The organism is Mesorhizobium sp. LSJC285A00 (genome assembly GCF_000503155.1).
GTDB lineage: Bacteria > Pseudomonadota > Alphaproteobacteria > Rhizobiales > Rhizobiaceae > Mesorhizobium.
Genome location: NZ_AYVK01000011.1, coordinates 1 through 22,165, shown reverse-complemented (window position 1 = coordinate 22,165; position 22,165 = coordinate 1). Strand labels below are relative to the sequence as shown.

General features: G+C 64.0%; 23 protein-coding genes and 1 pseudogene. 4 read left to right on the top strand and 20 right to left on the bottom strand.

The window, feature by feature from the left end; translation table 11 throughout:
* Positions 1 to 3 precede the first annotated feature (3 nt).
* The 3 genes from plsX to X726_RS157505 form a co-directional block, all read right to left on the bottom strand.
* Positions 4 to 1,074: a phosphate acyltransferase PlsX gene (gene plsX, locus X726_RS157495; protein ID WP_023669372.1), complete on the bottom strand. Its 1,071-nt coding sequence runs from the start codon at positions 1,072 to 1,074 to the stop codon at positions 4 to 6.
* Between the two features lie 147 nt (positions 1,075 to 1,221).
* The gene (locus X726_RS157500) at positions 1,222 to 1,770 is read right to left on the bottom strand and encodes a DUF177 domain-containing protein (protein ID WP_023669370.1); all 549 of its coding nucleotides are present in this window, start codon (positions 1,768 to 1,770) and stop codon (positions 1,222 to 1,224) included.
* Between the two features lie 15 nt (positions 1,771 to 1,785).
* Positions 1,786 to 2,328 carry a ubiquinol-cytochrome C chaperone family protein gene (locus tag X726_RS157505; protein ID WP_023669369.1) on the bottom strand — a complete coding sequence of 181 codons (543 nt, stop codon included), beginning with the start codon at positions 2,326 to 2,328 and terminating at the stop codon, positions 1,786 to 1,788.
* A 115-nt stretch (positions 2,329 to 2,443) separates the two neighbouring features.
* Here X726_RS157505 and X726_RS157510 point away from each other — a divergent pair, with 115 nt between their 5' ends.
* Positions 2,444 to 2,956 (top strand): outer membrane protein assembly factor BamE, encoded by a 513-nt coding sequence (locus tag X726_RS157510; RefSeq protein ID WP_023669368.1) that lies wholly within the window; start codon positions 2,444 to 2,446, stop codon positions 2,954 to 2,956.
* Between the two features lie 100 nt (positions 2,957 to 3,056).
* Here X726_RS157510 and X726_RS0134990 read toward each other — a convergent pair whose 3' ends face one another.
* Positions 3,057 to 4,097 (bottom strand): helix-turn-helix domain-containing protein, encoded by a 1,041-nt coding sequence (locus X726_RS0134990; RefSeq protein WP_198037304.1) that lies wholly within the window; start codon positions 4,095 to 4,097, stop codon positions 3,057 to 3,059.
* 208 nt (positions 4,098 to 4,305) lie between these two features.
* Between X726_RS0134990 and X726_RS157515 the strand changes: the two genes are divergently transcribed.
* Entirely contained in the window at positions 4,306 to 5,220 is a 915-nt protein-coding gene (locus tag X726_RS157515) for a LysR substrate-binding domain-containing protein (RefSeq protein WP_023669366.1), read from the top strand.
* A gap of 58 nt (positions 5,221 to 5,278) precedes the next feature.
* On the opposite strand, the gene X726_RS157520 is transcribed toward X726_RS157515, so the two are convergent.
* Together X726_RS157520 and X726_RS157525 are read right to left on the bottom strand one after the other, a co-directional pair.
* The gene (locus tag X726_RS157520; protein ID WP_023669365.1) at positions 5,279 to 5,836 is read right to left on the bottom strand and encodes a hypothetical protein; all 558 of its coding nucleotides are present in this window, start codon (positions 5,834 to 5,836) and stop codon (positions 5,279 to 5,281) included.
* Positions 5,837 to 5,911: 75 nt separating this feature from the next.
* On the bottom strand, positions 5,912 to 6,373 hold the full coding sequence (locus X726_RS157525) for a DUF1772 domain-containing protein (RefSeq protein WP_023669364.1): 462 nt from the start codon (positions 6,371 to 6,373) through the stop codon (positions 5,912 to 5,914).
* A gap of 301 nt (positions 6,374 to 6,674) precedes the next feature.
* Here X726_RS157525 and X726_RS157530 point away from each other — a divergent pair, with 301 nt between their 5' ends.
* Together X726_RS157530 and X726_RS157535 are read left to right on the top strand one after the other, a co-directional pair.
* Positions 6,675 to 7,220 carry a dTDP-4-dehydrorhamnose 3,5-epimerase family protein gene (locus X726_RS157530; RefSeq protein ID WP_245259899.1) on the top strand — a complete coding sequence of 182 codons (546 nt, stop codon included), beginning with the start codon at positions 6,675 to 6,677 and terminating at the stop codon, positions 7,218 to 7,220.
* Between the two features lies 1 nt (position 7,221).
* On the top strand, positions 7,222 to 8,220 hold the full coding sequence (locus tag X726_RS157535; protein WP_023669362.1) for a glycosyltransferase family 2 protein: 999 nt from the start codon (positions 7,222 to 7,224) through the stop codon (positions 8,218 to 8,220).
* A gap of 77 nt (positions 8,221 to 8,297) precedes the next feature.
* Here X726_RS157535 and X726_RS157540 read toward each other — a convergent pair whose 3' ends face one another.
* The 14 genes and pseudogenes from X726_RS157540 to X726_RS0134985 all read right to left on the bottom strand — a co-directional run.
* A complete protein-coding gene (locus tag X726_RS157540) occupies positions 8,298 to 10,439 on the bottom strand; it encodes a sodium-translocating pyrophosphatase (protein WP_023669361.1) in 2,142 nt (713 codons plus the stop codon).
* A gap of 259 nt (positions 10,440 to 10,698) precedes the next feature.
* Positions 10,699 to 11,466, bottom strand: a complete 768-nt coding sequence (locus X726_RS157545; protein ID WP_023669360.1) for an ABC transporter permease — start codon at positions 11,464 to 11,466, stop codon at positions 10,699 to 10,701.
* Positions 11,463 to 12,401 carry an ABC transporter ATP-binding protein gene (locus X726_RS157550; RefSeq protein WP_023669359.1) on the bottom strand — a complete coding sequence of 313 codons (939 nt, stop codon included), beginning with the start codon at positions 12,399 to 12,401 and terminating at the stop codon, positions 11,463 to 11,465. Before X726_RS157550 ends, X726_RS157545 begins: the two co-directional genes overlap by 4 nt.
* On the bottom strand, positions 12,398 to 13,561 hold the full coding sequence (locus X726_RS157555; RefSeq protein ID WP_023669358.1) for an ABC transporter permease: 1,164 nt from the start codon (positions 13,559 to 13,561) through the stop codon (positions 12,398 to 12,400). The genes X726_RS157550 and X726_RS157555 overlap by 4 nt, the downstream gene beginning before the upstream one ends.
* A 316-nt stretch (positions 13,562 to 13,877) precedes the next feature.
* On the bottom strand, positions 13,878 to 14,789 hold the full coding sequence (locus tag X726_RS157560; RefSeq protein ID WP_023669357.1) for an ABC transporter substrate-binding protein: 912 nt from the start codon (positions 14,787 to 14,789) through the stop codon (positions 13,878 to 13,880).
* Between the two features lie 175 nt (positions 14,790 to 14,964).
* The gene (locus X726_RS157565; RefSeq protein WP_023669356.1) at positions 14,965 to 16,182 is read right to left on the bottom strand and encodes an MFS transporter; all 1,218 of its coding nucleotides are present in this window, start codon (positions 16,180 to 16,182) and stop codon (positions 14,965 to 14,967) included.
* A complete protein-coding gene (nusB, locus tag X726_RS157570) occupies positions 16,179 to 16,679 on the bottom strand; it encodes a transcription antitermination factor NusB (RefSeq protein WP_023669355.1) in 501 nt (166 codons plus the stop codon). The genes X726_RS157565 and nusB overlap by 4 nt, the downstream gene beginning before the upstream one ends.
* Complete coding sequence (ribH, locus tag X726_RS157575) at positions 16,676 to 17,170, bottom strand: 6,7-dimethyl-8-ribityllumazine synthase (RefSeq protein WP_023669354.1); 495 nt, start codon at positions 17,168 to 17,170, stop codon at positions 16,676 to 16,678. Before ribH ends, nusB begins: the two co-directional genes overlap by 4 nt.
* Before the next feature lie 94 nt (positions 17,171 to 17,264).
* Positions 17,265 to 17,882, bottom strand: coding sequence for a riboflavin synthase (locus X726_RS157580; RefSeq protein ID WP_023669353.1), 618 nt, complete (start codon positions 17,880 to 17,882; stop codon positions 17,265 to 17,267).
* Between the two features lies 1 nt (position 17,883).
* Entirely contained in the window at positions 17,884 to 19,014 is a 1,131-nt protein-coding gene (gene ribD, locus X726_RS157585) for a bifunctional diaminohydroxyphosphoribosylaminopyrimidine deaminase/5-amino-6-(5-phosphoribosylamino)uracil reductase RibD (protein WP_023669352.1), read from the bottom strand.
* A gap of 2 nt (positions 19,015 to 19,016) precedes the next feature.
* Positions 19,017 to 19,511: a transcriptional regulator NrdR gene (gene nrdR / locus X726_RS157590; protein WP_023669351.1), complete on the bottom strand. Its 495-nt coding sequence runs from the start codon at positions 19,509 to 19,511 to the stop codon at positions 19,017 to 19,019.
* 138 nt (positions 19,512 to 19,649) lie between these two features.
* A complete protein-coding gene (locus X726_RS157595) occupies positions 19,650 to 20,234 on the bottom strand; it encodes a hypothetical protein (protein WP_023669350.1) in 585 nt (194 codons plus the stop codon).
* Positions 20,235 to 20,314: 80 nt separating this feature from the next.
* Positions 20,315 to 21,628 (bottom strand): serine hydroxymethyltransferase, encoded by a 1,314-nt coding sequence (glyA, locus tag X726_RS157600; protein WP_023669349.1) that lies wholly within the window; start codon positions 21,626 to 21,628, stop codon positions 20,315 to 20,317.
* 171 nt (positions 21,629 to 21,799) lie between these two features.
* Positions 21,800 to 22,165 (bottom strand): annotated as a pseudogene (locus X726_RS0134985) (Na+/H+ antiporter); the annotation flags it as partial.

The window sequence follows — 22,165 nt, the reverse complement described above, 5'->3', positions numbered from 1 at the left end:
TTCCTATTCCTTTTCGTCGACGGTGGCGTCGGATTTCCTGTTTGCCTGGGCATGCGGGTTGCGCGCATGGAACAGGTCGAGATCGGCCTCGATGCGGTCGATCAGATTGTTGCGCACCATGTCGTAGCCAAGCTCGATGGCCGCCGCGAAACCGTCCGAATCGGCGCCGCCATGGCTCTTTACCACGATGCCGTTCAGACCCAGGAAAACGCCGCCATTGGAGCGGCCCGGATCGAGCTTTTCGCGCAGGCGGTCAAAAGCGCCCTTGGCGAAGACATAGCCGATCCTGGCCATCAGCGTGCGGTTCATCGCGGCGCGCAGATAGCCTGAGATCTGGCGCACAGTGCCTTCTGCCGTCTTGAGCGCGATGTTGCCGGCAAATCCTTCGGTGACGACCACGTCGACCGTGCCCTTGCCGATGTCGTCACCCTCGACGAAGCCATGATAATTCATCGAGGCCATGTTGGCCTCGCGCAGCATGCGCCCGGCTTCCTTGACCTCTTCCTGACCCTTGATCTCCTCGACGCCCACATTGAGCAGGCCGACTTTCGGCCGGTCGATGCCGAACACCGAGCGCGCCATGCCGGTGCCGAGAATGGCAAAGTCGATCAGCTGGTGCGCATCGGCGCCGATGGTGGCGCCGACATCCAGCACCACGCTCTCGCCGCGCATCGTGGGCCAGATCGCCGCGATCGCCGGACGATCGATGGTCGCCATCGTGCGCAGGCAGAATTTCGACATCGCCATCAGCGCGCCGGTATTGCCGGCCGAAATGCAGGCCTGCGCGCTGCCACTCTTGACTGCTTCGACAGCCTTCCACATCGACGACTTCCAGCGGCCGTGGCGCAGCGCCTGGCTCGGCTTGTCGTCCATCCTGACCGCGACTTCGCAATGGTGGAACTCGCTGACCTCGGCCAGTTTGGGAAATTTGGCGAGTTCGGGGCGCACCAATTCCTCGCGCCCATATATGACGAAGCGGATGTCGGGACGCCTGACGGCGACCGTCATGAGTGCCGGGATGACCACGTTTGGCCCGTGATCGCCACCCATGGCATCGATGGAAATCCTGATCACGCGGTCTTTATCTCACTAGCTTGGGCCAGGGCACATGGCCCGCGAAAGAAATACGAAACTCGCGAAATTCGGGGGCTCGCGAAGGTTCGGCGAAAATAGCGGTTTTGGGCAGCCGCACAACCGGCTTTTCTCCGATCTCTTCGTGTTTTAGGATTTTCCAAGCAAGGATCGCAGCTTTTGCTGGAATTCATTCTCGACGGGCTCGTCCGGGCCGGCGGCATCGAGAGAGGCGCCTGCCTTGCGCGGATAGGGATCGATCGCCAGCCCGAAGAACTGTTCGGCGAGCGCGCCGACGTCGATCGTGTCGCCGGAGAATGTTTCCGGGCCGTCTGGCCCGTCGGCGTCGAGCAGGATCTCGCCGCCGCCTTCGAAACCTTGCCGTCCGAGTTTGGATTGTTCGGGCAAGAACAGCGCCTCGACCTCCTCGTCGATATGGGCCGCGACCGGCTCAAGGGTGACGATGCAGGCCTGGGTGATATCAGCCTCGACGCGGCCGCTGACCTTGACGCCATTGCGCTTCCACGGCGCCACCAAAAGCTCAGCACGGTAGTTTTCGACCGAAAGCAGCTCGTGCTCGCGCGCAAGCATTGCGCGCTGCGCGGCGTCGGCGTCGATCACCACCTGCAAACCTTTGTGCGGCAGGCGGCCGACATTGGCCGCAAATGAGACCGGGCTAGGCGTGTCCACATGTTTCATCTTGGTCTCCCCTCCTCACTCCGCTTTCGCGACGGGAAACGCCACGGCACCGGAAACGATCGATTCGGACGGCTGTGCTTCAAGCTGCCTTGCGGCATCGATTACATAGGACGCCAGCGGCAAGGCTTGCGGCCAGGCGCCGGCATCGGGTCTGACATTGCGCGCCAGGGCGGCAGCAAGCGCGTCGCGGTCGCTGCGTTCCAGCGCGTCGTCATAGGCGGCGGTACGGCCGTAGAACATTTTGGCCAGCCTCTTCATGCGCTTGGGCACGCCGACATCGCCAACGCCCAGTTCCCGCAGCGAATGCTCGACATCGAGAAAGAACTCGTCGATCAGCACCTGCGCGACCTCATGCGCGACGCCCTCTTCGCCGCGGAGCCGGTGCTGAAACAGGAACATATGCAGCGACAGCATCTCGAAACGGCCGAGCGGCGTATCCGGCACATTCCAGTGGGAATAAAACACGGTCTGCCGCGCCGCCGCCACGATTTGTGCGTAAAGCGCCTCGGTGATAGCGCGGTTGGCGTTGCGTTCGCGGCCAAAAAGGCGCTGGAACATTGAGGGTGGTCTCCTGGGGACCGATTGTTTGAATGGGCCTTGTTGCATCGGCAAGCAAGCTGGTTTACCGGTTTTGCCGCCCAGCGCAAGTTGCGGCCAGCTAATGGAGTTGTTGTTGCGCGCGCTGAAATTCAAGTCGACTTTTCTGCCTGGGGCCACCGCCGCGGTTTCGCTGGTGCTGGTGGCTTCCGCGCTGTCGGGCTGCAATTCGTCCAAGATGTTCGGCGACCTTAACCCTAGCGAGACGCTGACGCAGGGCTATGTTATCGACCAGCAGGCGGTCGATTCGGTGCCGGTGGGCTCCAGCCGCGAACAGGTGCTTCTGGCGCTCGGCACGCCATCGACGAAAGCCACCTTCGACAATGAGGCGTTCTATTACATTTCGCAGACGCGCAAGCGCTATGTCGCTTTCGACAAGCCGCGCCTGGTCGACCAGAAAGTGCTCGCGGTCTATTTTGGCGAGGACGGGCGCGTCACCCAGATTGCCAATTACGGTCTGAAGGACGGCAAGATTTTCGACTTCATCTCGCGCACCACGCCGACCGGCGGCAAGGACCAGAACTTCCTCAGCCAGATCATCAAAGGCGCCAGCAAGCTGGCGCCCCCCATTCCTGGCGGCGGCGCCTAAGAAGCGACCGCCTTCCTTAGATTTTTGCTTCCCCCGAAGCGACACCATCTCAGGCGACCAAAAGCCCGCGGGAGCGATCCTGCGGGCTTTTGTTTTGAGGTCATGCGGCCGCAACACCCGTCGCGCTTTGCCGCGCGTGGCCTGTTCGGCCGCCGGGCTCCAGCGAGGCGCGGTGCACAGCCGCACTCTGCCGCGCTTCCGAAGGCGTCATGCCGAAATGCCGGCGGAAGGCGTGGTTGAAGGTCGAGAGATCGCCGAAGCCGGCGTCGAAGGCGATGGCGCCGATGGTGCGGTGTGCCAGGCGCAGGTCGGCTAGCTTGCTGCAAACCAGCGCCAGCCGCCGGCCAAGCACGAACTGCGACAGCGAGGTACCCTCACCCTCGAACAGCTTTCTGATATAGCGCGCGCTGACGCGGTGGCGCCCGGCCAGGGCGTCCGACCCGACATCGCCGGAAGCCAGATTGCTTTCGATATCGGCTTTGATGGCGCGCAGCCGCGCGGCGCGTATGCCGCGGCCTGCGGCGACCTCGGTGGCGTCCTGCGTTGCCCCGACCACGACCGCGACAAGGTCCTGTATGTGCTTGGCGGCAAGCCAGCGCAATTCGGACGCGGCCAGGTTCGGCTCCTGCATCAGCAGACGGACATAGCTGGTCAGCAGCAAGAACTTTTCGCCCACGCATGACATCGGCGTCATCAGGGCGGCGTCCGCATTCGCAGCCATGGGCCCGAGCGCTGCCTTGGGGATGGTGATGAAGAGATGATGCGACATCGCCCGCTCGATCACATGCGGATCAGAGGAGGACAGAAGGATTGCCTGGCCGGCCTCGATGCTGGCCTCGCGGCCGAGATGCGAGAAGGTGGCAGCGCCCTCCAGACACATGAAGAAAATGTAATCATCGGTCCCCTTGGCCATGGCGCGGGAACGGATGGTGCGGAAGGCGGTGGTCCTCGAATCGGCAATGCCGACGCCCGGCAGCCGCAGGATGGTCGCGTCGACGGAGAGCTTTTCCTCCGTGACGTTAAAATCCATGTCGGTCACCATCCGGCGCAACAGGTCGCAATAGACGTTTCGCCATTCCGCTCGCGGCCACATGGAGGTCGAAAAGCGCGCATGCGCAAACTCGGGGGGTCGAATAGTCATGGGGTACTCCCAAGCGATTGTCTTCATTTCACTGTCGTTCGTGGTCGAGGCTCGTTCCATGAACGGCCTCTCATCCGACGGCGGCAATCGGGGGGCAGTGGATGGCTACAATGATTTGCGCACTTGGACAAAAGACTATTTACGAAGCTATGGATGAGCTTAGTTCATTCATGCTAAGAAACCCAGGGGCAAGATAGGGTAACGGCAGATGACAAGACGGCTTCCACAACTGGAATCCATTCGGGCTTTCGAGGTCATTGCCCGGCTGGGCAGCTTCAAGCGCGCTGGCGATGAGCTGAATGTTACGCCAAGCGCGCTCAGCCACCGCATCGCCGATCTCGAAGCCGATCTCGGCGTGCTTCTGTTCACCCGCCATGTCCGCCGCGTCGAACTAACGCTTGAAGGCGAAAGATTGTCCGCGGGCGTGAGACGCGCACTGCTGGAAATCCAGAGCACGATCGCGAGTGTCGCGCGCAACGAGCGCACGAGGCTGAGGGTCACCGCCATTCCTTCGCATGCCGTGCGCTGGCTGGCCCCGCGTCTGCACAGGTTTCGCAAAAAGCATCCCGAAACAGAGATCGACATCAATGCGGATCTTGCAGTCGTCGACCTTTCGCAGCGAACAGTCGACATCGCATTGCGCTTCGGCGGCGGACACTATCCGGCCGTCGAGACCGAATGGCTGATGGCTGATGCGATCTTTCCTGTCGTCAGTCCCGACTATCTCGCCGCCAACGGCCCGGTCAGAGACCAGCACGATGTGCTGCGACTGTTTCGCATCCTCGACACGACGGCCGAAAATGACGAGAGCGGCGCCAATTGGCGCCACTGGTTCGAGAGAAACAATCTGCCGCTGGATACGGTTGGCGACGGCATGAATCTGAACGGCACCTTGCTGGCGGTCGAAGCGGCGGCCAGCGGTCTGGGCGTCGCTATCGCGAGGAAGTCGCTGGTCGAGAGCGATTTGCGCACCGGCAGGCTCGTGCGCCTCCTGACAACGGACATACCGACGAACTGGAACCACTACGTCGTCGTCCACCCGTCCATCTCCGCCTGGGAGCCTGCCAGATCGTTCATCAACTGGCTGAAGGCGGAAGCCGGCGACAGCGCCGGCGCCGGTTGACCTCGGCGGCCGTTTGGGAACTCTCCTCGGGAGGTCAGCAGAAGGTGCCCCCCGGTGCTCACGGACTCATTGCACCGGCCGGTTGCTCATCCTTGCGGCCCGACTGGTTCGCGGCCTTGGCGGCAAGCGCTGCCGCCATCTGGCTCTCCAGCTCGCGCAGCTTGGCGTCGAGTGTCGCCATGCCGCCCCAGCCGAATCTCGCGCGGTACAGCGGTGCGACCTCGGGCGTCAGGAATTCGACGAGGGTTTCGTCCTCGACCCAGACCTTGAGCACCTTGAACAGGCGCGCATCGATCAGCTCGCTATGCCAGCCCATGCGGGCGGCAATGCCCTGGATGGTTTCGGTCGAATTGGGCGTGCTGAGCAGCACATGCGAGCCGGAGCGCAGGCGCATGTTCGGGTCGAAGCCGATGCCGAGCGGCGCTTGCTGGTCCAGAACCGTGCCGCACGGCAGGATTTCGATCAGCGAGCCGAAATTGTCGCCGAGGCAGACAAACCATGCGCCCTCAGGAAATGGCGGCGACGGCGCACGAACCGCGGTGGCGACAAGCATTTCGGCAAGGACGCTGGCGACGGCCTGCGGATCGCGGGCGTTGAATGAAGCGTGATGCAGCATGGCAATACTCCTGTTTTCAACGCCGGCGGCCGGCAGAAGTGCCGACCCATGCCGCGGCGTTCCGCAAAAACTGAATCACCGGCTGAGCGTCAGGATGACCGCGGCAAACAGGCAGGCGTATTCGGCCAGTCCAAGCACAAGGCGCAAATTGTGGTTGGCCGCCCAGCTGTCGCGCGTCTGCGCCCAATCATCGGGGATGGTCACCGGCGTCCAGCTCTGCACCTGTTTGTTGAGCGGCACCTGACGGCTGACGGTGAAGCCAATGTCGATCACCACCAGCGCCGCGGCGACGATGGTCAGGATGCGCGGCAGGCCGGCATCGACCGCAAACATCGCCATCGCCGCGATCAGCACCAGCGTCGTCAGCCTGACGAACGGCATCACCCGGGTAAACGTCCGGTCGCGCATCTGATGCATGGCCATGTACTGGCCGGCGGTAAGATCATCGATGCGAAAATCGTGGATTACACCCGAGACGTAGATGCCGGCAATAATTCCAGCCAGCGCAAGCGAAGCCGCCATCAAGAAAATGTCCATGTCTTTTCCCTGCCCGAATGTCGTTTCCCTGGCCAAAATCGCCGCAGAGGCGAGCCCGACACCGCGTCGATCGCAATGTCCTGGCCAATGGCCGGGGTATTAAAGCAGGCGAACGGTCCGGGCTTGGGTAGGATGGAACGATGTTTTGGGCAATGCGGCCCTCCGATTGCGTCGGAAACATCAAGTGCCGTGAGATCGAAGCCTATCAGCAAACCTTGACGCGTACTTGCCAGCGACCGGTCAAATTCGTATCAGACCGTGCTGGCCAATGGCGCATCACGCTGAATTGGGAGGAGCATCCGTGCCGGAAAAAACCCGGACAAAACCGACAGGCTGGATGGCGACCGGAACGGCTGACGGCCAGGTGGTCACGCCTGACTGGATACCCATCGAGCCGGTGGCGATCGATGGCGTGAGGGTCAAGGAGATCAGGCCGGTCGCAACCTCCACCGGCTATCTGACCGAGATCTTTCGCGAGGAGTGGGAGCTCGATTCGGAGCCGGTCGGCCAGGTCTTCCAACGCACCTTGTATGCCGGCGCGGTGACTGGCTGGCATGCACACGCGGTGACCACCGACCGGCTGTTCTGCTGCGTCGGCAGCGTTCGCATTTCGCTGTTTGACGGACGCAAGGCCTCGCCGACCTTCGGCGCCGTCTGGCACAAGATTATCGGCCCGTTGCGCCCGGCGGTCGTCATCATTCCACCCGGAATATGGCACGGTGTTGTTTCGCTCGGAGCGGAGACGGCGGTGCTGCTCAACCTCGTCGACAAGGCCTATGCCTACGATCAGCCCGACCATTGGCGCCTGCCGCCAGACACCGACCACATTCCCTACAGACTGGTGTAGCGTGGAAGCATCGGCGCAGCGCGATCAGGCCGGCGGCGAACCGCTGGTTTCGATCGTGATCGCGACGCACAACCGGCCGGCAGCACTGCGGCAGGCATTGACCAGCGTCATGCGCCAGACGTTGCAAGACTGGGAAGCCTTGGTCATCGGCGACGGTTGCAGGCCGGATACGGCGGCCGTTCTCGCTGAATTTGACGATGCCCGCATCGTCTACATCGATCTTCCTGTCAATTTCGGCGAACAGTCCGGTCCCAACAATATCGGCTTTGCCAGGGCGCGTGGCCGCTTCGTCGCCTTGCTCAACCACGACGATCTGTGGTTTCCCGACCATTTGGCGGCGATGACCGGCTGGATCGACGCCTCGGGCGCCGACGTGGTGCTGGCGCGCGGTGCCGTCATCCAGCCGCCGTGGGCGGCCGGCAATCCTGTCAATTCGATCTTCGGGATCGGCAAGGATGGTTATTACGACCCCGTCACGACGGAAGGATTTGGCTCGGCACACATGTTTCGCCGCGCTTCGTTCAGCCTGCTCGGACCTTGGCGACCCGCCAGCCAGTGCTTTTGCGAAAGCTCGCAGGACTGGCTGTTTCGGGCATGGCGAAAGGGCGCGGTGATCGCGACGATGCCGCACCTCACGGTGATCAAGTTGCATTCCGGCATACGCAAGGGTTCCTATCTCGGCGACAATGCGCAGGAACAGAAGGATCTTCTGGATGCCATGCAGACGCCAGACGCCTTGCGCGTGAAAATCCTTGGCTGCGCGGGCGAACCCATTCGCCTGGCGGCATCGAGTTATCTCAGGCGCAGGCTGATGGCGGCTCTTGGCATCCATCCCCGCGCCCGCGCCTTCCGCCGCAAGTATAAGCGAGGCGCCTTCCTTGCCAAGCTGCGGCGCCTGCGTGGCCTGGCGCCGATGCCTGAGCGCGAACCTGGCGTGAGCGAATTGCTGGATCGCTACAGCAAGCGCGGCGATGCCGGGACCGAGCCGGATGAGGGTTGACTGCCACCAGCGTAAATCTCAAACAAAAACCCGCGGGATCGCTCCCGCGGGTTTGTTCCTGAAGCAGTGGCGTTGCCTTAGCCGTGCGCGAGCACGGCCAGCAGCAGAAGCGCCACGATGTTGGTGATCTTGATTGCCGGGTTGACCGCCGGGCCGGCGGTGTCCTTGTAGGGATCGCCAACCGTGTCGCCGGTGACCGAAGCCTTGTGCGCTTCGGACCCCTTGAGGTGCTTGACGCCGTGCTTGTCGACAAAACCGTCCTCGAACGACTTCTTGGCATTGTCCCAGGCGCCGCCGCCCGAAGTCATCGAGATGGCGACGAACAGGCCGTTGACGATGACGCCGAGCAACGAGGCGCCGAGTGCCGCAAAGGCGGACGCCTTGGAGCCCGAGATCAGCTGCACGCCGAAATAGACGACGAGCGGCGCCAGCACCGGCAGCAGCGAGGGGATGATCATTTCGCGGATCGCCGCCTTGGTCAGAAGGTCGACGGCGCGGGCATAGTTCGGCTTGGAGGTGCCGGCCATGATGCCCGGGTCCTCGCGGAACTGCTTGCGCACCTCCTCGACGATGGCGCCCGCCGCGCGGCCGACCGCCGTCATGGCGATGCCGCCGAACAGGTACGGGATCAGGCCGCCAAAGATCAGGCCGGCGACAACATAGGGATTGGAGAGGTCGAAGGAGACATCGCCCATGCCCTGGAAGTATGGATATTTGTCGCCATTGGCGGCAAAGAACTTCAAATCGTTCGAATAGGCCGCAAACAGCACCAGCGCGCCAAGACCGGCCGAACCGATGGCATAGCCCTTGGTCACCGCCTTGGTGGTGTTGCCGACCGCGTCGAGCGCGTCGGTGGAGTGGCGCACTTCCTTGGGCAGGCCGGCCATTTCGGCAATGCCGCCGGCATTGTCGGTGACCGGGCCGAAGGCGTCGAGGGCGACGATCATGCCGGCAAGGCCGAGCATGGTGGTGACCGCGATCGCCGTGCCGAACAGGCCGGCGAGCTGGTAGGTCGAGATGATGCCGCCGACGATGACGATTGCCGGCAGTGCGGTCGATTCGAGCGACACCGCAAGTCCCTGGATGACGTTGGTGCCGTGACCGGTCACCGAGGCCTGGGCGATGGAGTTCACCGGGCGCTTGTTGGTGCCGGTATAGTATTCGGTGATCACCACGATAAGACCGGTCACAACGAGACCGATCAGGCCGCAGATGAACAGGTTCTTGCCGATGATGGTCATGCCGGCGACGGTGCCGACCTCGCCCCAGCCGACGGTTGCCGAGGTAGCGACACCGAGACCGACGATCGACAGCAGGCCGGTGACGATCAGGCCTTTGTAGAGGGCGCCCATGATCGAGCCGTTGGAACCGAGCTTGACGAAGAAGGTGCCGACGATCGAGGTCAGGATACAGGCGCCGCAGATGGCGAGCGGATAGAGCATCGCCGCACCCAGAGCGGCGGTTCCGCCGAAGAAGATGGCAGCCAGCACCATGGTGGCAACGACGGTCACCGCATAGGTCTCGAAGAGGTCGGCGGCCATGCCGGCGCAATCACCGACATTATCGCCGACATTATCGGCGATGGTGGCCGGGTTGCGCGGATCGTCTTCGGGAATACCGGCTTCGACCTTGCCCACGAGATCGCCGCCGACGTCGGCGCCCTTGGTGAAGATGCCGCCGCCCAGACGGGCGAAGATCGAGATCAGCGAAGCGCCGAAGCCGAGCGAAACCAGCGCATCGATGACGATGCGGTCATTGGGCTGCAGGCCCATCGGGCCGGTCAGAATATAGTAGTAAATCGACACGCCGAGCAGCGCCAGGCCAGCCACCAGCATACCGGTGATGGCGCCCGACTTGAAGGCGATGTCGAGACCGGCGGCGAGGCTGTTGGACGCCGCCTGCGCGGTGCGCACATTGGCGCGCACCGAGACGTGCATGCCGACGAAACCGGCGGCGCCCGAAAGCACGGCGCCGATCAGGAAGCCGACCGCGGCGGTGATCGAAAGCAGCCACCAGGCGAGCACGAGCACGACCACGCCGACAATGGCGATGGTGGTGTACTGGCGCGCCAGATAGGCTTGCGCGCCTTCGCGGATGGCGGCGGAGATTTCCTGCATGCGTGCGTTGCCCTGATCGGCTGCAAGAACCGATCGTGTCGCCCAGATGGCGTAAAGGATTGAAAGCAAGCCGCAGGCGATGACGGCAGAAATGATGGTCATTGCCGAATTTTCCTCGATTGATGGCCCAAAAGAACCCCTCCCTGGGCCGTTGGTGCGGGGAGCGGATAAAGCCTAGGCGGAATCCGTCCTTCGCAGCGGTGTATGCGAAACAGGGCTCGGAACGTCAAGATATTGTTCGGTTTTTGCCCCGCTTTCAGCCAAAAGTTTAGGCCAGAACATTCCCGTGGCCGATGCCTTGCTATTAGATCGGTTGAAATGACGCTGCGTCAGTCACTGCTTGCCCGCAGTCCAGCGAAGGTCAGTCGCCAGTCTCCTGCCCCATCTTGCGCGCCGTGTAGCGTTCGACCGCCGAAAGGCCGTCATAGATCAGCACCGCAAGGGCAGCGACGATCAGGCCGCCTTGCAGGACGAAGGCGAGATTGTTGGACAGCAGGCCGGCGATGATCACCTCGCCCAGCGTCTTGGCGGCAACCGTCGAGCCGATCGTCGCCGTGGCCAGGCTGATCACCACCGACAGCCTTATTCCGCCCAGAATGATCGGCGCGCTCAGCGGCAATTCGACCTTGACCAGTCTTTGCCAGCCCGTCATGCCGGCGCCGCGCGCGGCCTCCATGATGTTGCCGGGCAGCGTTGTGAGGCCGGTCAGCGCGTTCTCGAAGATCGGCAGCAGGCCGTAGAGAAACAGCGCAATCAGCGTCGGCTTCTCGCCGAAACCGACGGCGGGCACCGCCAGCGCCAGCACCGCCACCGGCGGAAAGGTCTGGCCGATATTGACCAGACTGCGCGACAGCGGCAGGAATTCGGCGCCCGCCGGCCTGGTCACCAGGATGGCAAGCGCCACGGCAACGATGGTTGCGGCGACGGTAGCGATCAGCACGGTCCTGAGATGCAGCAGGGTCAGCGTCAGCAGGCTGCCCTGATTGTAGATCGCCGGCGCATTGTTTTCGGTCAGCGGCTTCAACAGCGGCTCGAACCAGCCGGGATTGGTAACGAAGGCTATGAGAAGCACCACCAGGGCAAGCCTGAGCAGCGAAGGCAGCCAGGCTTTTAGACCGGCCCCTTTCATGCCGGCCTCGCCGCGCGCTTCACCAGCCCGTCGACGGTGACGCGGCCGAGCAGCTTGCCGTCTTCGCCCTTGACCGGCAGCGCCGGCCGGCCCGACCACAGAAGCTCGGCCAGCGCGTCGCGCTGGCTGGCGTCGCCTGGGATCGCCTCGCCTTCGGCAGTCCCCTTTTCCACGGCGTCGCGCACGCGGCCGAGCGACAAGAGCCGGAACGGCTTTTCGCTGGCGCCGACCAGGGTTTCGACGAAGGCGTTCGCCGGCCGCGCCAGGATTTCTTCCGGCTTGGCGTATTGCACCAGCTTTCCGGCATCCATGACGGCGATCTTGTCGCCCATGTGGACGGCCTCCTCCATGTCATGGGTAACGAGGATGATGGTGGTGCCGAAGCGCTTCTGGATTGCCAGCAGGTCCTCCTGCGCCTTGGTGCGGATGATCGGGTCGAGTGCGCCGAACGGTTCGTCCATCAGAAGCACATTGGGCTCGGCGGCGAGCGCGCGGGCGACGCCGACACGCTGCTGTTGCCCGCCGGACAGTTCGTGCGGGTAGCGCTGGCCATAGGCCTCGGGGTCGAGCTGGTAGAGTGTCATCAACTCATCGACGCGGGCCTTGATGCGGTCCTTGTCCCAGCCCAGCAGGACCGGCACGGTGGCGATGTTCTGCGCAACGGTGCGGTGCGGGAACAGGCCGTGGCCCTGGATAGCGTAGCCGATGCTGCGGCGCAGCTCGTAGCCGGGCAGCGTGCGGTTGTCGTTGCCGTCGAGCTTGATGACGCCGGCGGTCGGCTCGACCAGCCGGTTGATCATTCGCAGCAGCGTCGTCTTGCCGGAACCGGAGGTACCGACAATGACGCAAACCGTGCGCGGCTCGACGACCATGGACACGTCGTCGACCACGGTCGTCGCGTCATAGCGCTTGGTAATGCCTTCGATCTCGATCATGCCGTTTCAACCCTGCGCCTGGTGGCGGTCATTTCGATCACTGCGTCGAGGATGATGGCCGCGGCGAAGGCCAGCGCCACCGTCGGCACGGCGCCGAGCAGCACCAGGTCCATTGCGGTCTGGCCGACGCCCTGGAAGACGAAGACGCCAAAGCCGCCGCCGCCGATCAGTGCGGCGATGGTGGCCAGGCCGATGTTCTGCACCAGCACGATGCGGATGCCGGTGAGGATCACCGGAAAGGCCAACGGAAACTCGACGCCGAACAGGCGCTGGCCATCGGTCATGCCCATGCCGCGCGCTGCATCATTGGCCGCGCGGGGTACGCCAGCAAGCCCGACCACGGTGTTGGCCACCACCGGCAGCAGCGAATAGAGGAACAAGGCAACGAAGGCCGGCGCGGTGCCGATGCCTCTGACACCGAGCGCTGCGGCACCCGGAACATGCGCGGCGACCCAGCCGAGCGGCGCGATCAGCAGGCCGAACAGCGCGATCGAGGGTATGGTCTGGACGATGTTGAGCACGTTGAGCACACCGGCGCGCACCCGTTCGACGCGATGGCATAGAATGCCGAGCGGCAGGCCGACGATCACCGCCGCCGCCAGCGACCCCAGCGCCAGTGTGATGTGCTTGGAGCCTTCGGCCCAGAAACTATCGGCGCGGTTTGCATATTCCTTGAGGATCGACAGGCTGTCCCACTGCCCCGATATCAGCAACAAGCCGATGGCCAGCGCCGCGACGACGAGCACGCCGACGCGGGCCGGTGGCGACAGGTTGAGCCTGGTCAGCACGTCGGCTAGCAACAATGTGAAGGCAAAGATCAACAGCCAGAACCCGGAAGCCGGCGAGATGCGGGCGAAGGTGTTGCCGGCCGGCATCAGGAAGGTGCCGGCGACACCGATCAGGATGGCAAGGGCGGCGAGCGCCACGACGCTTGCGGCCAGGCGCAGGACAAGCGGGGTTTTCAGCAAGGCAACAATTGCGGCCACGACGACGGTCGCCAGCAGTAGCGGCCCGACTGTGGCCGGCAGCGCGTCCAGGATCGAGCGCGCCTGACCGGGAACGATACGATTGGCGCGGAAGGTGGCGAACGGGGCCAGAAACGCCGCATAGGCAACGATCGCCGCGATAACCATGCCGAGCTTGTCGAAACGCAGGGTCATGGATGCCCCTCACGAGGAGCGATTTTCCACGTTGCGCAGACTACGCTGGTGATCGGCGAAAGCCGACGCGAAATCCGATCTCCCCCCTTGCGGGGGAGATGGCCGGCAGGCCAGAGGGGGGTGTGAAGGATCGCCAGCTTTCGAGCGTCGGCTTGTTCAGAAGCAACCCTGTCGAGGCACGCACCTGCTACCGGTTGTGAGGTCGGCGGGACAGCACCCCCCTCTGTCCTGCCGGACATCTCCGCCGCAAGGGGGGAGATCAGCAGCTTCCAGAGAGGGGTGTCTCGCACCAGCGTCACGATCAGCTATGCGCTGACTACTTCAAAAACCCGTCCTTCTTCAAAAAGGCCTCGGCGACACCCTTGACCGGCTCGCCGCCGACCTGGACGCGGCCGTTGAGTTCCTGCAGCGTGACGAGGTCGAGCTTGGCGAACACCGGCTTCAACAGCGTCTCGATCTCCGGATGCTCTTTCAGCACCGCTTCGCGGATGATCGGCGCCGGCTGGTAGACCGGCTGCACGCCCTTGTCGTCGGCGAGCACGACCAGGCCGGACGGCGCGATGCCGCCGTCGGTGCCGTAGACCATGGCGGCGTTGGCGCCGTTGGTCTGGTTGGCGGCAGCACCGATCGTCGCGGCGGTGTCGCCGCCCGAAAGCGTGATCAACTGCTCGGGCTTCAGCGTGAAGCCGTAAGTGGTCTGGAACGCCGGCAGGGCTGCCGCCGAATTGACGAACTCGGCTGAGGCCGCCAAAACCACCGTGCCGCCACCGGCGACATATTTGCCGAAGTCGGTCAGGGTCGCCAGCTTGTTGGTCTCGGCAACCTCCTTGCGCAGCGCGATCGCCCAGGTGTTGTTGGCCGGTGACGGCGACAGCCAGACGATCTTGTTGGCATCATAGTCGAGCTTCTTGGCGGTCTCATAGGCCTTGGCGGCATCCTTCCAGACCGGATCGTCGGCCTTCTCGAAGAAGAAAGCGGCATTGCCGGTGTACTCGGGATAGATGTCGATCTCGCCGGCAGTGATCGCCTTGCGTACCACCGGCGTGCCGCCGAGCTGGATGCGGTCGGTGGTCTTGATGTTGTTGGCGTTGAGCACAAGCTGGATGATGTTGCCGAGCACGCCGCCCTCGGTGTCGATCTTCGAGGAGACGACCACCTGGGCATTGGCGGAGGCGGCCGTGATGCCGAGCGCCAACGCCGCGCCGGCCAGAATCTTGACTGAAAACATTGTGAAAACCCCTTGCTTTGGACCGAAATGCGGTGGCCGCATATGAGCATGGCTTCAACGCCCCGTCGGGCCACGGTTTCATAACAATGGGTACAGACGCAATAATTTTGTGCGGTCGCCGCGATTCGGTCGGCGCCATGCTGACACGTCGTGCCAAGCCAAAGATAGAACCGGATCAGGCGCGCGCTTTGCGCGATCCGGTCAGTTTGAGCGCGCCGAGGGCGACGAAGCAGAGGGCGACGACCGGGAAAACCAGCCAGTTCAGCATCTCCCAGCCCCACGCATTGTAGATGGCGCCCGACATTAGCGAGGCGAAGGCGACGGAGCCGAACAGGACGAAGTCGTGGAAGCCCTGCACCTTGCTCTTTTCGGACGGATGGTAGCTGTCGGCGACCATGGAGGTGGCGCCGATGAAGGCAAAATTCCAGCCGAGGCCAAGCAGGATCAGCGCCGTCCAGAACTGCCACAAATGCAGGCCGGACAATGCCACCGCGGCGCAGCCGATGAGCAGGACCAGGCCGGTGGCGACGATGCGTTCGGCGCCGAAGCGATGGATCAGCGATCCGGTGAAGAAGCTCGGCGCAAACATCGCCATCACATGCCAGGAAATGCCGAGCGTGGCGTCGTCCGTCGACAGGCCGCAGCCGACCATGGCCAGCGGCGCGCCGGTCATGACGAAACTCATCAGCGCATAGCTGCCGACGGCGCAAAACAGTGCCGCGACGAAACGCGGCCGGGTGACGATCTCGGACAGCGGCCGGGCGTCGCTTGACGCGACTTGCGCGTGGCCGGGAGCCCTGGCCGGGATGCGCAGGAATGACAGGATGATGGCGCCGGCCGCCGCCAGAACCGGAATGGCCACGAACGAGCCGGCAAACATCACCGGCGCCAGCAATTCGCGGGTGAAGATGACGATCTGCGGCCCGAGAATCGCGGTGATGACGCCGCCGGCCAGCACGAAGGAAATGGCGCGCGCCTTGAATTCGGGCGGAGCATTATCGGCGGCGGCGAAGCGGAACTGCTGGACGAAGGCGCCGCCGACGCCGATCACCAGCAGCGCGAAAGCGAACAGCCAGAAGCTGGCGTGGAACAGAGCCAACGTGGAGATGACGCCGCCAAGCGCGGTGACGATGGTGCCGGTCATGAAGCCGCCGCGCTGGCCGAGCCAACGGATGATGGCCGCGGCCGGCAACGCGCCGAGCGCCACGCCGATGTTGAAGCCGGTGATTGGCGCCGTTGCCAGCGACTTATCGGGGCCAAGCAGATATTGCCCGGCCAGCCCGCCCATGGAAATGGCAATCGGCGCGGCCGAACCGATAATCGCCTGCGACGTCGCCAGGATGATCGCCGTGCGGCGCGCTTCCCTTGCTGCGCCGGCGACGGTGCCGGTCACAATGCGTCCTTGCCGCGCCCCTCGCCCCGCACCCGGCGCGACACACGGTCGAGCACGGCGTTGGTCAGCTTCGGCTCGTCTTCCTCGTAGAAGGCCTTGGCGATGTCGACATATTCCGAAACGATGACGGCCACCGGCACGTCGTCGCGCTTCATCAGTTCGTAGACGCCAGCGCGCAGGATGGCGCGCAACGTCGAATCGAGTCTGGACAGCGGCCAGTCTTCCGTCAGCGCCTGGCGTATGATCGGATCGATGGTCGTCTGGTTCTCGACGACGCCGGCCAGGATGGCGCGGAACCACTGCGCGTCGGCCTCCCGATAAAGCGCGCCGTCGACTTCCTTGCCGAGCCGGAACGCCTCGTATTCGGCGGTGATCTCGAAGACGCCGCTGCCGGCCACGTCCATCTGGTAAAGCGCCTGCACGGCGGCCAGACGGGCGGCGCCACGCTTATTGGCATGGCGTGTCGCGGGCTGGCCGGGCGAAGCGGGTTCGCTCACGATTGCGCTCCCAGCTTCTCCTTGAGCGCGATCATGGTCAGCGCCGCGCGCGCGGCAAAGCCGCCCTTGTCGCCCTCCGAGCGCTTGGCGCGCGTCCAGGCCTGCGCGTCGTTCTCGGTGGTCAGGATGCCGTTGCCGATCGCAATCGCTTCCTGCACCGAGAGATCCATCAGCGCGCGGCTCGATTCATTGGCGACGATGTCGAAATGATAAGTGTCGCCACGAATGATGGTGCCGAGCGCGACAAAACCATCATAGTCCTTGCCGCCCTCGCCCATGCCGTCGAGCGCAAAAGTGATCACTGCTGGAATTTCCAGCGAACCGGGAACGGTGATGACGTCATAGGTCGCGCCGGCTTCGTCGAGCGCGCTCGTCGCGCCGTCGAGCAGCGCGTCGGCAAGATCGTCATGAAAGCGCGCCTCGATAATCAGAAGGTGGGCCTTCTTCTTCGGGCGAATGAACGCTTTGCCGTGTTGGGATGTGCCTGCCATGAATGTCTCCGGGGGTACCGGTGACTTAGGCTGAAGCGGTCACATTCGCAAGCTTTGTCCGACGCTCAGGCCCGGTCTAATTTCCCAGGGGGGCTCAAAGCCCCTCTTTCACTGCCTCGACCAGTCGCGCGGCGTAGCGGGCCATGGTGTCGATCTCGAGGTTGACCTTGTCGCCCACCTTGCGCTCGCCCCAGGTCGTCACGGTCAGCGAATGGTGGATCAACAGCACGTCGAAACGGGCGCCTTCGACCTTGTTGACGGTGAGCGAGGTGCCGTCGAGTGCGACGGAACCCTTGGGCGCGATGAATTTCGCCAGTTCGCGCGGCGCCTCCAGCGTGAAGCGCACGGCATCGCCCTCGTCCTTGCGCTCGACGATTTCGGCCATGCCATCGACATGGCCCGACACGATGTGGCCGCCGAGTTCGTCGCCGATCTTCAGTGCCCGCTCGAGATTGACCTTGGTGCCTGATTTCCAGCCCGACGCCGTGGTCAGCCTCAGTGCCTCTTCCCAGGCTTCGACCTCGAACCAGCGGGCATTCGAGCCGCCATCTGGCAGCGCCGTCACCGTCAGGCAGACGCCGCCGCAGGAAATCGAGGCGCCAATAGCGATGGTCGCGGGATCATAGGCAGTGTCGATGCGCAGGCCGACGCCTTCGCTCAGCGGCTTGATGGCCGCGACAGTGCCGATATCGGTGACAATTCCAGTGAACATTTCAGATATCTCTCACCCATTCGGCATAGCTGTCTTCCCCGAAGCGCATCTCGCGCAATTTGCGGAAGCCTGCCGGGATATGGTTGGCGTCGATGGGCGATGCAATGCCGCCCTCGCCGATCGCTTCCGGTCCCTGGAACAGCACGATGCGGTCGACCAATCCCTCGGCGAGGAAGGCGCTGGCCACCTTGGCGCCGCCTTCGACCAGAACGCTGGCCATGCCGAGCGCGCCGAGATCCTCGAGCAGTTCCGGCAAGGCAATGCCGCCTTCATGGGTTTCGGTGCCGATGAAGCGCACACCGGCACGCTCCAGCACCGACCGCCGCAGCGGGTCGGCCTCCAGGCTCGCGGCGATATAGAGCGGCACGCGGTCGATGCCGGAGACCAGCTTCGAGGCTTCGGGCAGCCTGATCTGGCGGTCGAGCACGATGCGCGCCGGCGAGCGGTTCTCCAGCCCCGGCAGCCGCACGGTGAGCGCGGGATCATCCTCCAGCGCCGTGCCGATGCCGACCAGTATGCCATCGGCTTCGGCGCGCATCAGATAGACTTCGCGGCGGGCGACATCGCCGGTGATCGCAACCTGGCCGGCGCCATGCCTGCCGATCTTGCCGTCGCTGGAAAGCGCAAGCTTCAGAGTCACTTCCGGGCGCTTTTTCAGGGATCGAATCAAATAGCCGGCCATCTGCTCGGCGGCTTCCTCGACCAGCACCTTTTCGACCACTTCGATGCCGGCGGCGCGCAGGATGGCATAGCCTTTGCCGGAGACGCGCGGATCGGGATCGCTGGCGGCGCCGACGACCCGCGCCACTCCGGCATTGACCAGCGCGTTGGCGCAAGGCGGGGTGCGGCCATGGTGGGCGCAGGGCTCCAGCGTGACATAGGCCGTGGCGCCGCGCGCCAACTCGCCGGCTTCAGCCAGCGCCTCGGTCTCGGCATGCGGCCGGCCGCCAACAGCGGTGACCCCTGTGCCGACGATCATCGGGCCGGCGCCATCGTCGCGAACGATTATGGTGCCGACGGAAGGGTTGGTCGAGGTGCGGCCGGCATTCCTGCGCGAGAGCCTCACCGCCGCGGCCATGAAGCGGCGATCGAGGGCCTGCTGATCGGCCTTCCCTGACGTTTGGCTTGCCATGCTCAGCCGGCGTCCTCTTCGCTCTTCAGCTCGTCGCCCTTGAGCTCGTCGCCTTTGAGCTCACCCAGCACGTCATGGAAGTCCTTGGCCTCGCGGAAATTGCGATAGACCGAGGCAAAGCGGACATAGGCGACGTCGTCGAGCGACTTCAGCGCTTCCATGACGAGCCGGCCGACCTCGCCCGAGGCGATTTCAGTCTCGCCGGAGCTTTCGAGCTGACGCACGATGCCGGTGACGGCGCGGTCGATGCGCTCGGGATCGACATTGCGCTTGCGCACCGCGATCTCCACCGAACGCAAGAGCTTGTCGCGGTCGAACGGCACCTTTCTGCCGGACTTCTTCACCACCACGAGGTCGCGCAACTGGACGCGCTCGAAAGTGGTGAAACGGCCACCGCAATCGGGACAGACGCGCCGCCGGCGGATCGCCGCGCCATCCTCGGCGGGGCGCGAATCCTTCACCTGCGTATCTTCGGACTGGCAATAGGGACAGCGCATGGAGAGCCTTCAGGTTGGCGATTCTGGCGGAACGATAGGCTTAGAGGTTTTTGCCGGGACGGCAAAGGTTCGGCAACGGCCGCTGGCGCCCTCAGAGATAGCGAGGCGGGAGGAAAATTGCCAGCCGCGCCAGATATGTCAGGGGGCGACGTCCTTGGTCGGGAAGCCGCAGGACGTTCCGAGGTTGCGGTAGGCCTTGGTGAAGCCGTCCATAGGGATGCTGGCGACGGCTTGCTTGCCGAACGTCACGTCGAGCGAGATGACCTGGCGCATGGCCCGCAACAAAGCGAGACTGGTCTTGGCCTGGTTGTCGACGGTCCAGCTCGGGCGGCCGGCATCATTGGAATAGACGGTCGCGGAAACCTTGACGCCGGGGTCACCGAAGGTCGCGGCGATCTTCTTGCCGGTCGGCAGCTCCTTGTTGGCGACGGTGAACATGATCGCCGGATAGGCATCGGGCGGCAGGGCGTCGCCAGTCGAGATCGAAAGCGTCAGCGTGCCGGCATTGCCGCCGCCATCGACAAAGGCCGTGGAGGCAGCGCAGGTCTTGTGGGAATCCTGGCCGGTGTCGAGCGCATCGATGATGGTGGTCCACCTGCCAAAGGTGTTTGTGGCGGGGATATCCGTGCCCGGCTGCGGCTGCTCCTGGGCGATCGCGCCCGACACGGCGACAGCGGCAAGCGAGCCGATGAAGGCCAGAACGGCAGGACGGAACACGCGCATCGTCAGATCTCCAACAGGCCGCGCCGCCCGAACAGCAAGCGGCGCAGAGCGCGGGATAAAAGACGATGCGCCGCTGGCGGTCAACCGAGATAGGGATAGAGCGGGAAACGATCGGTCAGCGCCACGACCTTGGCCTTCACGGCTGCTTCCACAGCCGCATTGCCTTCGTCGGAATTGGCGACCTTCAGCCCGTCCAGCACCTCGGCGATCAACTTGCCGATCTCGCGGAACTCGGCCTGGCCGAAGCCGCGCGTGGTGCCGGCCGGCGTGCCCAGACGCACGCCCGAGGTGACGAAAGGCTTTTCCGGATCGAACGGGATGCCGTTCTTGTTGCAGGTGATGTTGGCGCGGCCGAGCGCTGCCTCGGCGCGCTTGCCGGTGGCGTTCTTGGGCCTGAGATCGACCAGCATCAGATGGTTGTCGGTGCCGCCGGAGACGATGTCGAGGCCGGTTTCCTTGAGGCTCGACGCCAGCGCCTTCGCGTTGGCGGCGACACTCTCGGCATAGAGCTTGAAGCTCGGCTTCAGCGCCTCGCCGAAGGCGACCGCCTTGGCGGCGATGACATGCATCAGCGGGCCGCCCTGCAGGCCGGGGAAAACCGCCGAGTTCATCTTCTTGGCGATGTCCTCGTCATTGCACAGGATCATGCCGCCGCGCGGGCCGCGCAGCGATTTGTGCGTGGTCGTGGTCACGACATGGGCGTGCGGCAGCGGTGACGGATGCACGCCGCCGGCAACCAGGCCGGCGATATGGGCCATGTCGACCATCAGATAGGCGCCGACCGCATCGGCGATCTCGCGAAAGCGCTTCCAGTCCCAGATGCGCGAATAGGCGGTGCCGCCGGCCAGGATCAGCTTTGGCTTGGTCTCATGTGCGGTCTTTTCGATCGCGTCCATGTCGAGCAGATGGTCGTCCTTGCGCACGCCGTAGGAAACGACTTTGAACCATTTGCCGCTCATATTGACGGGCGAACCGTGCGTCAGGTGGCCGCCGGAATTCAGGTCGAGGCCCATGAAGGTGTCGCCGGGCTGCAGCAGCGCCAGGAAGACCGCCTGGTTCATCTGGCTGCCGGAATTCGGCTGGACATTGGCGAAGTTGCAGCCGAACAGCTTTTTGGCGCGCTCGATAGCGAGTTCCTCGGCGACGTCGACGAACTGGCAGCCGCCATAATAGCGCTTGCCCGGATAACCCTCGGCGTATTTGTTGGTCATGATCGAGCCCTGCGCCTCGAGCACGGCGCGCGAAACGATGTTTTCCGAGGCGATCAGCTCGATCTCGTGACGCTGGCGGCCAAGCTCGTTGCGGATCGAGCCGAAGATCTCCGGATCGGCATCTTCCAGCGTGGTTTCGAAGAAGGATTCGAACTTGTTCGACGCTGCCGCTGCAGTTGCCATGGCCTGAAATCCTTCGGTTCGGGGCATCTATCTATGCATATCGCTGCCCCGAAACCGCTGCACGGTTCCGGGCGACATGCATTGCCGCGCCATTAACACAGTTGTTTTCGCCTCGCCACGTTTGCAGCGCGAAATTTGCTGGCCGGATTGCGCCAGAGCGGCCCTGAACCGCTATTTTCGCTCCTGCCGCCCCTGCAGCAAGGCTTCGGTGAGCGTGATCTCGGTAAACAGCGCCCGCGCCGTATGGTCGTTGATCGCGCCGCTGCTTAACATGTCGCGCACGGCGATGCGCTCGGCCTCGATGCCGGCAAGCCGCATTTCGAGCTCCAGCCGCCCGGCTTCGCGGGCCTCTGCCCGGGCGTCGTCGGCCTCGTCCGAAGTGGCGATCCGGCGCCGGTAGCCGGCGACGATGTTTTCGGCGGCGGCAAGCCTGGCGCCGGGCACCTCGCCCTGGTCGTCGTCGCTGGCGCCCGCCATGCTTTCGACGCGGGCGATGGCCGCCTTGGCGGCGCCGATGCGGGCGAGACGCTCCTCGAT

Coding starts and splice junctions, on each gene's coding strand:
- X726_RS157500 (WP_023669370.1), bottom strand. CDS start 1,770: ATGAAACATGTGGACACGCCTAGCCCGGTCTCATTTGCGGCCAATGTC.
- X726_RS157505 (WP_023669369.1), bottom strand. CDS start 2,328: ATGTTCCAGCGCCTTTTTGGCCGCGAACGCAACGCCAACCGCGCTATC.
- X726_RS0134990 (WP_198037304.1), bottom strand. CDS start 4,097: ATGACTATTCGACCCCCCGAGTTTGCGCATGCGCGCTTTTCGACCTCC.
- X726_RS157515 (WP_023669366.1), top strand. CDS start 4,306: ATGACAAGACGGCTTCCACAACTGGAATCCATTCGGGCTTTCGAGGTC.
- X726_RS157520 (WP_023669365.1), bottom strand. CDS start 5,836: ATGCTGCATCACGCTTCATTCAACGCCCGCGATCCGCAGGCCGTCGCC.
- X726_RS157525 (WP_023669364.1), bottom strand. CDS start 6,373: ATGGACATTTTCTTGATGGCGGCTTCGCTTGCGCTGGCTGGAATTATT.
- X726_RS157540 (WP_023669361.1), bottom strand. CDS start 10,439: ATGACCATCATTTCTGCCGTCATCGCCTGCGGCTTGCTTTCAATCCTT.
- X726_RS157545 (WP_023669360.1), bottom strand. CDS start 11,466: ATGAAAGGGGCCGGTCTAAAAGCCTGGCTGCCTTCGCTGCTCAGGCTT.
- X726_RS157550 (WP_023669359.1), bottom strand. CDS start 12,401: ATGATCGAGATCGAAGGCATTACCAAGCGCTATGACGCGACGACCGTG.
- X726_RS157555 (WP_023669358.1), bottom strand. CDS start 13,561: ATGACCCTGCGTTTCGACAAGCTCGGCATGGTTATCGCGGCGATCGTT.
- X726_RS157560 (WP_023669357.1), bottom strand. CDS start 14,789: ATGTTTTCAGTCAAGATTCTGGCCGGCGCGGCGTTGGCGCTCGGCATC.
- ribH (WP_023669354.1), bottom strand. CDS start 17,170: ATGGCAGGCACATCCCAACACGGCAAAGCGTTCATTCGCCCGAAGAAG.
- X726_RS157580 (WP_023669353.1), bottom strand. CDS start 17,882: ATGTTCACTGGAATTGTCACCGATATCGGCACTGTCGCGGCCATCAAG.
- ribD (WP_023669352.1), bottom strand. CDS start 19,014: ATGGCAAGCCAAACGTCAGGGAAGGCCGATCAGCAGGCCCTCGATCGC.
- nrdR (WP_023669351.1), bottom strand. CDS start 19,511: ATGCGCTGTCCCTATTGCCAGTCCGAAGATACGCAGGTGAAGGATTCG.
- X726_RS157595 (WP_023669350.1), bottom strand. CDS start 20,234: ATGCGCGTGTTCCGTCCTGCCGTTCTGGCCTTCATCGGCTCGCTTGCC.
- glyA (WP_023669349.1), bottom strand. CDS start 21,628: ATGGCAACTGCAGCGGCAGCGTCGAACAAGTTCGAATCCTTCTTCGAA.